We start from the raw sequence: 13,223 nt of genomic DNA, 5'->3' as shown, positions 1-13,223 counted from the left end.
AATCAAACGGCCTCATCGCTGGCAAGCCAGCTCCCACAGGGATTGAGGTTGTTCACAGATACCTGAGTTCACCTTCAAACACTGTGGGAGCTGGCTTGCCAGCGATGGGCCAGTCCTGCCCATAAAAATCTACTGCCCAGCCGCCACACTGGTTGGCGCCTCCCCCGGCGTGACAATGCTGCCCAGATCAATATGCTTCCACTCAGGCTTGGCCCCCAGCCGCGCATTGAAGCGGTAATTGAAGGTGAACTCATCCGCCGTCGGCACCGTCAACGGTTTGCCGTACACCGCCTCGATGCCCGTCAGGTCGTAACCCATCAACTGCAGCAGGGTCGGGAAGATGTTGTAGTGGCTGGAGCGATCCTTGTTTGTCGACAGCTGCGCCTGCCAGTCCAGCGTTTTCATCGCGCTGCCCTGAATCACCACCAATGGCACCAACCCCTCCTCCTCAACCGGATCGCCACCGCAGTGGGTGTTGAGCCCGGGATTGCCGCGCTCATGCAGATCCTGACCGTGATCAGAGGTGTAGATCAGCAAAGCATTGTTCAGATTGCCCTGGGCAAACACCCGCGCAAAAAACTCCCCGACGTTCCATAACACGGTGTTCTTGTAGGCGTTGCGGTACAGCACCCAGTCATCCGGCTGACCATTGAAACCCTTGCGCTCACCGGTATCCGCGACTTCAGTGAATTGGCCGCGTGGCAAGGTCGGGCGGTACGCCATGAAGGCATCCGGGTATTTGTCGTGTACCGGAAAATGCGCGCCGACCTTGTTGATCAGGATCAGCTCGGGTTTATCGTCGTTGAGCAGTTCGATCAACTTCGCCGCTGCGGCCATGTCGCGGTCACGCACGCTGGTCTGGTCGAATTGAACAAACTCGTCGATGTCCTTTTTCTCGGTGTCGTTCATCAGATTCTGCAGGTTGCCGCCGGTGCGCTGGGCATCGATGTACACCGTGCGCAGCCCGGCCTTTTTCGCGTATTGCCAGATCGACGGGAGCGTACTGTTGATGCGCATGTAGTCGGCGCGGGTGCCGCCGTAGCGCAGGGTGATGTTGGTGTCGGCGCTGCAATTGGCGATGGACGCGGCGTAGCCATAATTGAAGATGTCGACACCCGCGTGCGCCTGCTTGAGGTTGCTGTGCACGCCGAACGGCGTGTTGATGTCGAGGTAATTGCCGGAAATGCTCTCGTCGATGATCAACACAATGTCGTGAGTTACCGCTGGCGAGTTGCGCGCCAACGTTACCGGCTCACGCGGGCCAACCGTGTTGTGCAGCGCTTCATAGGCAAACAGGTTCAGATACGCCAGCGGCGTGTACATGATCGGCAAGCCCCGGGCGCCCTCACCCGCCCGTAAAAACAGCACCGCGCTGAGCAGCAGCACCCCACACAGTGGCGCCGCCACGCGTAATGCGTTCGGCACTCGCAGTGTATGGCGAGGTTTCAGACCGATGCCGAACAACAACAGCAATCCACTGAGCGCACCGTGGACGATCGCATCGCGATACTGGTACGCCGCTTCCTGAATGAAGCCGCCGGAATACACCAGCGAAACGAAGCTGCTGTAGTTCAGGTAATCCGCAGTGACCCGGGTATAGACATCAAAAAATACCGCCGAGACAAACATCGCCAATGCGAACACATGTCGAATGAGTGACTGTCGTATATACGCCGTTAGATATAACGCTAAAGTTAGCGCCAAAAACATCGCGCCAAAAAGAAGTACAGCCAGACCGAGGCCGATAGCATTTAACCGCTCTATGTAATATTCGGAATAAAGCAGCAGATAAATAATTAAAAGCAGTTCTTTCAGGTATCGAAACATGGCCATTCCGGGACGCGAAAAACGGCATCGGGTCAATAGTTTGTCGGTCAGAATCTGACACTAGCACCCGGCCATCAAAGCGCAAGAAATGGAAGACTTTTACACAAAGCGTCAAAAAAACGTTGACTCAAATCTGACACACTCCAGAAGCTACAAGCCTCTAATTTCGCGGCTTTCGACCGTTTATCGCTTTCTTCCGAATGTGAAAAAAGCGTCAAGGACGCGACAAATGCAGCAATAGCAAGCACTTGATGGCCAATCGCCTTGGAAATTTCCAGTGTTATACAGGTGCAACATGTCATTTTGCTGACACGCTTTCCCCACCCTGCGCTATACCCCTTTTGACAGTCTCGTTTCGAACTTATCTTTTTGCTTTATCGAGGGTGCGCAGATGGACGTGAGCGTATTTGGCACGGGCTATGTTGGACTTATACAAGCCGCTGCACTTGCAGATGTCGGTCATCGGGTTTTATGTGTAGATATTGACCCGAAGAAGATTAAACAACTGCAACAAGCCGTGCCGCCGATCAGCGAACCGGGACTGTCCGGTACACTTGAAGAAAACATCAAGGCCGGGCGCTTGCTGTTCAGCACCCAGGCCAGCGATGCCGTCGAGCATGCCGAGCTGATCTTCATCGCGGTCGGCACCCCGGCCGATGAGGACGGTTCCGCCGACCTCAGTCACGTCCTCAACGTCGCCCGCCAAATCGCTTCACACATGGAGGCTGATCGCACCCTGATCATCAAGTCGACGGTGCCGGTCGGCACTGCGGATCAAGTGTTGGCCAGCGCCAACAGCGAGCTGCTGCGCCGCGGCAAGACCGACCTGAAAGTACGCGTGGTCTCCAACCCCGAATTCCTCAAGGAAGGCAGCGCCCTCGCCGACTGCATGCGCCCGGACCGGATCATTGTCGGCACCCGCGATGACGAGGCCCGCGAGCAGATGAGCGAGCTGTACGCGCCGTTCTGCCGCAATCACGAAAAACTGATGTTCATGGACAACCGCAGCGCCGAGCTGACCAAGTACGCGGCCAACGCGATGCTCGCCACGCGCATCAGCTTCATGAACGAACTGGCCAATCTCACCGAATTGCTCGGTGCCGACATCGAAGCGGTGCGCAAAGGCATCGGTTCCGACCCGCGCATCGGTTACCACTTCATCTATCCGGGCTGCGGCTTCGGTGGCTCGTGCTTTCCCAAAGACTTGCGCGCCCTGCTGCACACCGCCGAACACAACGGCATGCCGCTGAAACTGCTGCGCAGCGTCACCGATGTCAACGACGTTCAACGGCACATCCTGTTCAGCAAATTGAAAGCGCAATTCCCCCAAGGGCTGGCCGGTAAATCCATTGCTGTCTGGGGCCTGGCGTTCAAACCGAACACCGATGACATGCGCGAAGCGCCCAGCCGCTATCTGATGGATGCGCTGTGGGCCGAAGGCGCCAGCGTCCAGGCTTACGATCCGGAAGCCATGTCCGAGTGCCGGCGTATCTACGGCTACCGCGATGATTTGCACCTGTGCGCCACCCGTGACGACACCCTCGAAGACGCTGATGCGCTGGTGATCTGCACCGAGTGGAAAAACTTCCGCGTAGTCGATTTCGAGTTTCTCGCGAGCAAACTGCGCTCGCGGGTGGTGATCGACGGCCGCAACCTCTACAACCCGGAACACCTGGCCGCCGCCGGCCTGCATTACAGCGGCATCGGCCTGCGCCACATCGCCCCTGAAGGGCTGCGGTCATGAAAATCCTGGTCACCGGTGCGGCCGGTTTCATTGGCGCTCATTGCGTGTTGCGGCTGATGCGCGACGGCCATGCGGTGGTCGGTCTGGATAATTTCAACGCCTACTACGATCCGCAACTCAAGCACGACCGCGTGCAGTGGGTGCGCGCGCAGGTCGGCGATTTCCAGCTCGCCTCGGTTGACCTGGCCGATGCAGGGGCCATCGAAGCGCTGTTTGTTCGTGAACGCCCGCAAGCGGTGATCCACCTCGCGGCGCAGGCCGGGGTGCGCTACTCGCTGGAAAATCCACGGGCCTATATGGACAGCAACCTCGCGGGTTTCCTGAACATACTGGAGAGCTGCCGGCATCATCCGGTCGAGCATTTGATCTACGCCTCGTCGAGCTCGGTGTATGGCGCCAATCAGCACACGCCGTACTCGGTGAAGGACGGCGTCAATCACCCGCTGTCGCTGTACGCCGCGACCAAGAAAGCCAACGAGTTGATGGCCCACAGCTACAGCCATCTGTTCGGCATTCCCTGCACCGGCCTGCGCTTTTTCACCGTGTACGGGCCGTGGGGACGGCCGGACATGTCGCCGATCCAGTTCGCCCGGGCGATCACCGATGGCACGCCGCTGAAGCTGTTCAACTACGGCGAGCACCAAAGGGATTTCACCTACATCGACGACATCGTCGAAAGCATCGCGCGCCTCGTTGACCACCCGCCGCACAACCACCCGGAGTGGGATCGCGAACACCCCGACGCGGGCAGCAGCATGGCGCCGTGGTGCCTGTTCAACATCGGCGGCCACCACCCGGTCGAGCTGAAAACCTACCTGGCGCTGATGGAGAAACACCTCGGCCAAAAAGCCATTGTCGAGCTGTTGCCGCTGCAACCGGGCGATGTGCTCAACACCTGTGCCGAGACCGAAGATCTGGCCCAGGCCACCGGGTTCCAGCCCCGGATCGAGCTGGATGAGGGACTCGGGCGCTTCATCGCCTGGTTTCGCGACTACTACCCCACTGCCTATCGCCCACGCGCCGCTCGCGGCTGAACATCAGCGGAGGACTGTATGACTGGACATGAAAAAGGTGTGCCGATCCAAAACCTGGTTCGAGACAAACGCATGGACCCGGAACAACGCATGCGCCTCGATGCGGCGATTCACCGCCAGGGGCGCGGCTGGTTCTCCGGGCGCGAGGGTGGCCGGCCGTGGCAGCTGTCACGCACCAATCGAGTGGTGGCCTGTTTCGGCGCGCTGCTCATTCTGCTGATGATTTCCCCTGTGCTGCTGGGCTTGGCGCTGGCCATCAAATTCACCAGCAAAGGCCCGGTGATGTTCGTGCAGAAACGCACCGGCTACCGCGGCCGCAAGTTCGGCATGTTCAAGTTCCGCACCATGGTCAGCAACGCCGAAGAATTGAAAGAGTCGCTGCGTCACCTCAACAAGCACGGGGCCGACGCCATCGATTTCAAGATCGACAAGGATCCACGCGTCACTCGCATCGGCAGTTTTCTGCGACGCACCAGCCTCGATGAATTGCCCAACCTGATCAACGTGGTGACCGGTGACATGCGCCTCGTCGGCCCGCGTCCGACCTCGTTCAACGCTTACCGCTACAAGGACAGCCATCTCGCGCGTCTGGCGATCTACCCCGGCATGACCGGCCTGTGGCAGATCTCCGGACGCAGCAACATCGACTTCGACCAGCGCGTTGAGTTGGACCTCAGCTATATCGCCGAGCAAAGCCTTTTGCTTGATCTGAAGATTCTGTTGAAAACCCCCTTCAAAGTATTCAGCGGCCACGGAGCAAGCTAATGGACGGTTCAACCAACAAAAGCCTGAGCATTGCCAACCCCAGCGAATCGAACCTGACCTCGACCGTGCTGGACCTCGATCTGCGGATCCTGTTCCTGACCGCCGCCAACCCCGGCGCTGGCACCACCACCAGTGCACTGGCGCTGGCCAGTCAACTGGCACAGATGAGCAGCGGCCAGGTGCTGCTGGTCGACGCCAGTCAGTCGGCGAACAACCTCACCCAGCAGTTGAACCTGAGCAAGGAACGCGGCCTGCGCGATCTGCTGTTCAACCCGGACAACCCGCCGCTGTTGCAGGACTGCGTGGTGCAGGTCTCAAGCCTGCCGTTTCACGTGCTGCCCAACGGCCGGCCGATCCGCACCATGGAGCACCTGACCGCCGAGCGCCTGAGCCCGTTGCTCGATCAGTTGGGCAGTCAGTACCGCTTCGTGGTGATCGATGGCGACGCGGTGTATTCCGCCGCCGACACGCTGGTCATCAGCACCCAGGTCGATGGCGTGGTGTTTGTCGTGCGTGCCGAAGACACCCGCTGGGAAGTCGCCCAGGCCGCTGTGCAACGCCTGACCCAGGCCGGGGCAAAAGTAGTCGGCAGCGTGTTCAACCGGCGCAAGTACTACATGCCGAAATGGCTTTACAAAAACCTGTAAGCGAACGCGAGGGATGACGCCATGAACGCCAAGATTCTTGTGCTGCTGATGCTGCCGCTTGCAGGCTGCTCAAGCAACTCCGAAACCCAGAACATGCCGGTGAATATTCTCACCGCCACCCCGGCCAACGCCCAGGCCACCGATATGCCGAAGATCGAGCAGACCCTGCGCCCGCAGGATGTGCTGGACGTGATCTTCCATATCAGCACCAGCGGCTCGGACGCTTACCGCGTGCAGTCGGGTGACCAGATCGGCCTGAACTTCACCGCCGCCAGCCAGCTCAACGGCAATCAACTGGTGCTGCCGGACGGCACCATTGAACTGCCGGGCGCCAACACTTCGGTGAAAATCGCCGGGCTGACCAGCGATCAGGCCCGCGAGGAAATCCAGCGCGCCTACCAGCGTAAACAACTGTTCCAGCCCAACCGCAATCAGCTGACCGTGCAGATCATCAGCCCGCTGACCAATGAGCAGAACCTGAAAAGCGCGCTGAATCACCCGGCCACTGGCATGAGCCGCGAGATCACCGTCGGCACCGACGGTTACGCGAGTTTCCCGGAAATCGGCGCGGTGCCGCTGCAAGGCATGACCGTCAATCAACTGGAAACCTTCCTCAACAAGAAGTACGCGCAACTGCCGGGCCGCATGACCGTGGACGTGCTGCTGAAATCCACGGCCGGCAACGAGATCTATGTGCTGGGTGAAGTCGGCCAGCCGGGTTCCTACCCGATCCGTCGGCCGGTCTCGGTGCTCGAAGCGTTGACCCTGGCGCGTGGCACCAACGTCAAGGCACGGCTGGATTCGGTGGTGATCATGCGCCGCAACGGCAATCAGGTGCAGGCGGTGCGTTATGACGTCGAGAAAGCCCTGTCCGGCGATGCCTCGCAGATCGCGTATCTGCAACCGGACGACATGCTGTACGTGCCGAAAACCAAACTGGCCAGCGCCGGTGAACTGGCCCGACAACTGGCTGACGTGGTGTTGTTCCAGGGCGTCGGTTTCAGCTTCGGCTACCGCGTCGACAACAAAGACAGCAACAACAACTGACTCTCAGGTGACCGACCATGAACCCAAAGGAAAACTACCTGCATGAGTTCTTCAGGATCTTCTTCGCCAACAAGCGTCTGGTGAAACGGGTCTTCCTGATCTTTGCAGTCATCGCCCTGCTGTTGCCGCTGGTGCTCAAACAGAGCTTCGATATCACCGCGCAGGTGATCGTGCAGTCGAAAAAACTCTCCCAGGGTGACGCCACCACGTCGCTCACGGTGGACAACGCCACGTTCATCCCGCCGTCGCTGGCAGACATGGAAACCGAAACCAACATCCTTCGTTCGCCGGCGCTGATTCGTCAGACCATCAGCGAACTGCGCGACAAGGGTGAATACACGCCTTCGCCGGGCGTCTTCAACAGACTGGTGAGCGAGCCGTTCAAGCGCTACGTCAGTTCGCCGCTGCGCCAGTACGTGATCAACCCGGTACGCAACATGCTCGGGCTGGAAACCGATCCAGTGCGTGACACTGCACTTGATGCGCTGACGCAAGAGGCCATCGACAAGCTGAAAATCGAGACCCTGCCGGGCTCCAACGTGATCTCGATCATCTACAGCTTCCCGGATCCGCACCAGGGCACGACGTTCGTTGCTGCGCTGCTGCAGAACTACCTGTTCAGCCGTCAGGCACTGCAGTCGATTGACTTGCCGCAATCCTTCTACGAGACGAAGAAGCATCTGTATCAGGTACGTCTCGATGGCCTCGAAGGCAACCGCCAAGCGCTGCTGGAAAGTGTTGGCTCGTCCGATCCGAAGGAAGAAATCACTTTCCGCCTCAACGCGATCAACACCGAAGAACAGGCCCTGAACCTGTATCAGGATCGCTTGTTGCAGAGCCAGCGCTGGCTGGAATACCTGAAAACCGCACTGACCGCCGCCACCAATAACAAGCTCAACGACTACACCTTCCCCTACACCTTCACCACCACCGTCGACAACGTGGCGTTCGAAGACCGGGAAATCAAACAGATGGGCGAGCAACTGACCACTCAGGTCAGCCGCTACATGAACGATCTGGCGGTGTTCCAGCCCGGCAGTGAACCGATGCTGCTGACCCGCGAGCAGATCGCCCGCACCCGTCAGCAATTCCTCAAAGTGGTGAGCAACCGCATTCAGGAACGCACCAACGATCTGGCCGTGGTCCAGCAGGTGATCGATCAGAAAACCGCGCGCATCGCCGAGTTCAAGCACCGCATCCACGAGTTGCAGCAGACCCAAAGCAAGCTGCGGCAGATGGACACCGAAATCGATGCGCTGCACGCCGCGTTCTCAACCTACGCCCAACGGTTTGCCGAAAGCAGCACCACTGGCGCGCTCAACGACGATCTGTCCAACGCCCGGGTGCTCAGCCCGCCGTTCGAACCGACCGAAGCAGCGTTCCCGAAACCCGGCCTGATCATTCCGTTCGGATTGTTCACCGGCTTGCTGTTGGCGATTGCCCTGGTCTACGTGCGTGAGTTCTTCGATCACCGCTTCAAACACCCGGCGCAAATCAGCCACGAGCTGGGCGTACCGGTGCTGTTGGTGATCAACGACCAGAACGCGCTGCCGAACAATCCGCACAAGAACTGGACGGTGCCAAGCTTCCTGCACTGGGTGCGCAATTGAACACCGGACCTTCCCCGAACGCCGCGCTGCCGATCATTCATTTGCTCAGCAGCGGCGGTTTCTACGGGGCCGAGCGGATGTTGCTGGATCATTGTCTGGCGACGCCGGGACAGCATCAGGTGCTGTTTCTCGACGCGCCGCCAGAACTGATCACACGCTTTGCTCAGGCCGGAGTGGACTGCTGGGGTTGCGCCGGGCTAGGGGAATTGTTGCGGCACTTGCGCCAGCGGCAAAGCGAACGGCCGCTGATCAATACGCACAATTTCAAAGGGCTGTTGTTCGGCTGGGTCGGCGCAACCCTGTTGCGCCTGCCGCTGGTGATCACCCAGCACGGCTTCACCCCGCGCAGTCGCAAGCAGAAGTTCTACACCTGGCTCAGTCTGCAACTGTGCCGCACCGCATCGGTGGATCGGGTGGTCTGCGTGGCGGAAAGCATCGCTGTGCTGCACCGTCAGGCCAGCGTACGGGCGGAGAAGTTGCAGGTGATCCCCAACGGCTTGCCCGCCGCCCATGGGCAGATGATTCATGACGCTGATCGGCTGCGCTGGCTCGCCGGTTATGTCGGGCGTTTGAGCAGTGAGAAAGGCCCGGATCTGTTTCTCGATGCGCTGATCCCGCTGTGTCATCAGCATCCGCAACTGGATGCGGTGATGCTCGGCGATGGCCCGGAGCGCGAGGCGTTGCAGGCACGTATTGATAACGCCGGTTTGCAGCAGCGGATTCGCCTGCCGGGCTACCAGACCGTCATGCAACCGTGGTGGCAGCGGCTCGATGCGCTGGTGATCAGTTCGCGCACCGAAGGCACGCCGATGATTTTGCTCGAGGCGATGCAGGCCGGTGTGCCGGTGGTCGCCTTCGGCGTGGGCGGGATTCCCGATGTGCTCGAGCATCGGCACAACGGCCTGCTCGCCGAACCCGCCGACAGCAGCGCCCTCGCCCGTCAACTCGACACGCTGTTGACTGAACCGAAGCTGGCCCGGCAGCTGCGCGACAACGCAAAACGCACGCAACAGGATCGCTACGACCTCAAGGCTCTCGCCGAACGCTGGTCGCAGCTGTACATCCGCACGGCACGGGAGGCACGCGCATGATTTTCCCGCTCTCGATCGTCAGTTTGCTCGGTCTGGTCTGCATTGCTTTGCTGGCCAGCCCTTATCCGTATCTGGCGCCGGGAGCGGTGCTGGGCCTGGTGGGCTTAGCGGTGCTGTATCGCAAGCCAACCTGGGGCCTGCTCGGGATCGCGACGCTGATGCCGTTCGAAGGTTTCTTCAAGGACAGTTCACTGTCCGGCAGCAAACTGCTCGGTGCTTCGCTGGCGGTAATCCTGATGTTGCAACTGGCACTGCACCAGATTCCCTCGGAACGCCTGCGCAGCAATATCTGGCGTTACCTGCTCTGGTTCATGGTTCTGTACTTTCTCAGCCTGCTCAATACCGATGACATGGGCATGTCGCTGGCGCATCTGCGGGAACTGAGCGTCGGTCTGATTCTGTTTGTTATCACGTTGTTGATCGGCCGCGAACTGAACCTCGACCTGTTCGCCCGACTGGTGACCCTGGCCGTCACCACTACCTGTGTAATGGCAATGTTTTCGACCAAATTCCAGGATCAGGGTCGTGCCGCCGGCCTGCTCGAAGACCCCAACGCCTTCGCGATGTTGATCGCCTTTGCCATTCCGCTGGCACTGCTGCTGGTGATCCGCGGCCCGAACCTGCTGCATCGATTGTTCTGGGGCGGTTGCTGCTTGCTGTTGCTTGGCGGCATGACCAAAACCGAATCGCGCTCGGGGCTGGTGGTGCTGGCCTTGAGTCTGTTGATTGGCTGCTGGCATTACCGCGCACAACTGTCACTGATTCGGCCACGGCACCTGGGCTTTGCGATGCTGGGCGCCGCGATTGTGATCCCGCTGGCGATCTATGCAATGCCCGCCGGTTACATGGCGCGCATCCAGTCGCTGAGTATTCTCAGTGCCGGCTCTAAAGCCCAGGACGAATCCCTTGGCCGTCGCGCCTCTTACATCGTGGTCGGGGGCCAGATGATTCGCGAAAGCCCCCTGCTGGGCTCTGGCCCTGGCACCTTTCCCTTGCACTACGCCACCACCGGTTACGCCAAGGTGTTTTCCGCCAACCGCAAGATCGGCGACCTGTACCGCCGCGCCCACAACACCTACCTGGAAATCTTCAGTGAACTGGGAATTCCCGCCGGCCTGCTGTTCGTCGGCATGCTTGCGCAGGGCCTGCTCAACCTGATCCGTGCGCGTCGCGCCTGGATGAACAAAGGAGACAGGGAGCAAGCTGACCTGATGACACACCTGAGCGTGAGCTTCCTGTCGCTGACGTTGTTCCTGATGTTCCTCAGTGCACCGAACCAGAAATACGTATGGATCATGCTTGCGCTGGCCAGTGTACTGCGCCTGAAGGCCGAGCAAGCACCAGCGAAGGAGGCCATGGCATGAGTCGGATCAGTATCGTCATCCCGATGTACAACGAGGCCCGCCACATCGGTCGCACGCTGCTGGCCGCGCAAAAAGCGGCGCACGTGGCCAATGTCGACTGCGAATTTATCGTGGTCGACAACGGCTCGACCGATCAGGGCCCGCAGATTGCCCGCCAGTTCGGCGCGCAAGTACTGGTACTGCCCGGTCTGCTGATCGGCGCACTGCGCAATCGCGGCACCGCCATTGCGACGGGTGAATGGCTGGCGTTCATCGACGCCGACATCGAAATGCCGGAAGACTGGCTGCCCCAACTGTTCGACATCGAAGCCAGCGGCCAGGGCGATATCTTCAGCCTGGATCTACACACTCCCACCGCCGCACCGTGGTACGCCACCGCGTGGCAGCGCCGCACCTTGCGTCCGAACAGCCATACCAGCCAAATCGTCGACTGGATGCCCAGTTCCAACTTGCTGATGCTCAGGAGCTGGTTCGACAAGGTCGGCGGCTTCAATGAAACCCTGCGCACTGGTGAAGATAAAGAGTTCACGTTGCGCCTGCGCGAACACGGCGCCCGGCTGTTGTCGATCAACCAAAGTGTCGCCTTGCACTGGGGTTATGAAATGAACTGGCGCGAATGGATGGGCAAGGAACTGTGGCGCCAAGGCAGTCATCTGCAACTGCTGCGCACCCACGGTTTCAGCCTGCGCCTGCTGCGTTTTCCGCTGCTGTCGATTGCCATGTGGATTCTCGATTTCCTGGCCATCTCGGCACTGTTCAACGGCTTCCCGCATCACGCCGCGATCATGGTGGCCCTGACCAGTGTGCCCGGGCTGGTGCTCAGCGTGCGACAGAGCATCAAGCACCGCAACATCGGCCTGACCCTGCAATTGTGGGGTTTGCACTGGGTACGCCTGCACCTGGCCGGTGCGGCGTTCATCCTCAGTCTTTGTCATTGGAAAGCAAGGAGGCCTGCCCGTGGCTGAATTCATTTTCTGGTTGTGCCTGTTGATGCCGGCGTACGCCTATCTGGGGTACCCGCTGTTGTTGACGGTCGCCGGGCCGCTTTTTCCTCGACACAGACCTGCGCCGCTGCCTGCGCAAAAGGTCAGCGTGGTCGTCGCCGCGCACAATGAGCAACGCAATATCGAGAACAAACTGCGCAATCTGCTGGCCCAGGACTATCAAGCCGCCAGCTTGCAAATCATCGTCGCCAGCGACGGCTCCACGGATCAGACCGTGGCCCTGGCGCGCAGTGTCAACGACCCGCGCATTGAGGTGCTCGACCTTGCGCGCCAGGGCAAGAATAGTGTGCTCAACGCCGCTGTCAGCAGCTGCACAGGCGATATCCTGGTGTTTACCGACGCAGATGTTCACTGGCTCGACGGCACCTTGCAGTCACTGTTGGCGCCGTTTGCCGACCCTGAGGTCGGTGGTACTGTCGGCAACATGAACATCCCCGTCCCGGGTTCAGGCCTGAGTCTGGGCGAAAGCCTGTATCGCCACTACGAAGCGTGGTTGCGACGCGTGGAAAGCCGCATGGGCTGCACGGTCTCGGCCGACGGTGCGCTGCAGGCGTTGCGGCGCGAGCTTTACCAACCAATTCCAGCCCTGGTCAACGACGACTTCTTTATCAACACCTGTGCACCAGTCACGGGCAAGCGTGTCGTCTATGTCGACGAGGCCAAGGTGCTCGATCAAGGCGTTGACGAGGCCGAACGACAGTTCAGTCGCCGCCAACGCGTCACCGTCGGTGGTTTGATCAGCCTGTCGGCAAGGCGTGAACTGCTCAACCCGATGCGCCATGGCTTGTACGCCATCGCGCTGATCAGTCACAAGCTGATCCGCCGCCTGGCACCGGTGCTGCTGTTGCCCCTGTTCCTGGCCAACCTCTGGTTGCTCGATGAACATGGTTTCTACCGCCTGACCCTGGCCGCCCAGTTGCTCGGCTACGCCTTCGCCGTGGCCGGTCTGCTGGACGTGCGTCACCGCCTGCCCAAACCGTTTCGCCTTGCCGCGTTCGTGCTGGTGACCCTGGCGGGAATGATCGTCGGCCTATGGCAGTTCTTGCGCGGACACAGCTACAACCAATGGAACCCCGACCAGACTCGATGA

Annotated in this window: 11 protein-coding genes; 10 read left to right on the top strand and 1 reads right to left on the bottom strand. The window is 60.0% G+C overall.

Features of this window, described 5'->3' with window-relative positions:
- Window positions 1–129: 129 nt before the first annotated feature.
- Window positions 130–1,827, bottom strand: coding sequence for a sulfatase-like hydrolase/transferase (locus ACIOWE_RS16350; protein WP_401393275.1), 1,698 nt, complete (start codon window positions 1,825–1,827; stop codon window positions 130–132).
- Between the two features lie 391 nt (window positions 1,828–2,218).
- On the opposite strand from ACIOWE_RS16350, the gene ACIOWE_RS16345 reads away from it, so the two are divergent.
- Genes ACIOWE_RS16345 through ACIOWE_RS16300 form a run of 10 tightly spaced genes read left to right on the top strand, consistent with a single transcriptional unit; the run spans window position 2,219 to window position 13,223 of the window.
- Entirely contained in the window at window positions 2,219–3,571 is a 1,353-nt protein-coding gene (locus tag ACIOWE_RS16345) for a UDP-glucose/GDP-mannose dehydrogenase family protein (RefSeq protein WP_201238992.1), read from the top strand.
- Entirely contained in the window at window positions 3,568–4,605 is a 1,038-nt protein-coding gene (locus ACIOWE_RS16340; protein WP_401393272.1) for an NAD-dependent epimerase, read from the top strand. Before ACIOWE_RS16345 ends, ACIOWE_RS16340 begins: the two co-directional genes overlap by 4 nt.
- An 18-nt stretch (window positions 4,606–4,623) precedes the next feature.
- Entirely contained in the window at window positions 4,624–5,370 is a 747-nt protein-coding gene (locus tag ACIOWE_RS16335) for a sugar transferase (protein WP_201238994.1), read from the top strand.
- A complete protein-coding gene (locus tag ACIOWE_RS16330; RefSeq protein WP_213028214.1) occupies window positions 5,370–6,017 on the top strand; it encodes a CpsD/CapB family tyrosine-protein kinase in 648 nt (215 codons plus the stop codon). The genes ACIOWE_RS16335 and ACIOWE_RS16330 overlap by 1 nt, the downstream gene beginning before the upstream one ends.
- 21 nt (window positions 6,018–6,038) lie before the next feature.
- Window positions 6,039–7,064: a polysaccharide biosynthesis/export family protein gene (locus tag ACIOWE_RS16325; protein WP_277761583.1), complete on the top strand. Its 1,026-nt coding sequence runs from the start codon at window positions 6,039–6,041 to the stop codon at window positions 7,062–7,064.
- A gap of 17 nt (window positions 7,065–7,081) precedes the next feature.
- Window positions 7,082–8,674, top strand: a complete 1,593-nt coding sequence (locus ACIOWE_RS16320; protein WP_401393269.1) for a GumC family protein — start codon at window positions 7,082–7,084, stop codon at window positions 8,672–8,674.
- Complete coding sequence (locus ACIOWE_RS16315) at window positions 8,671–9,765, top strand: glycosyltransferase family 4 protein (RefSeq protein ID WP_401393266.1); 1,095 nt, start codon at window positions 8,671–8,673, stop codon at window positions 9,763–9,765. Before ACIOWE_RS16320 ends, ACIOWE_RS16315 begins: the two co-directional genes overlap by 4 nt.
- Complete coding sequence (locus ACIOWE_RS16310; RefSeq protein ID WP_401393263.1) at window positions 9,762–11,129, top strand: O-antigen ligase family protein; 1,368 nt, start codon at window positions 9,762–9,764, stop codon at window positions 11,127–11,129. Before ACIOWE_RS16315 ends, ACIOWE_RS16310 begins: the two co-directional genes overlap by 4 nt.
- Window positions 11,126–12,094, top strand: coding sequence for a glycosyltransferase (locus ACIOWE_RS16305; protein ID WP_401393260.1), 969 nt, complete (start codon window positions 11,126–11,128; stop codon window positions 12,092–12,094). The genes ACIOWE_RS16310 and ACIOWE_RS16305 overlap by 4 nt, the downstream gene beginning before the upstream one ends.
- Complete coding sequence (locus ACIOWE_RS16300; RefSeq protein ID WP_401393257.1) at window positions 12,087–13,223, top strand: glycosyltransferase family 2 protein; 1,137 nt, start codon at window positions 12,087–12,089, stop codon at window positions 13,221–13,223. The genes ACIOWE_RS16305 and ACIOWE_RS16300 overlap by 8 nt, the downstream gene beginning before the upstream one ends.

Source organism: Pseudomonas sp. NPDC087598 (assembly GCF_044743525.1).
In the GTDB taxonomy this organism is placed as follows: Bacteria; Pseudomonadota; Gammaproteobacteria; order Pseudomonadales; family Pseudomonadaceae; genus Aquipseudomonas.
Note: the sequence above shows the minus strand (reverse complement) of the source record. Positions and strands in the feature narration are given on the sequence as shown.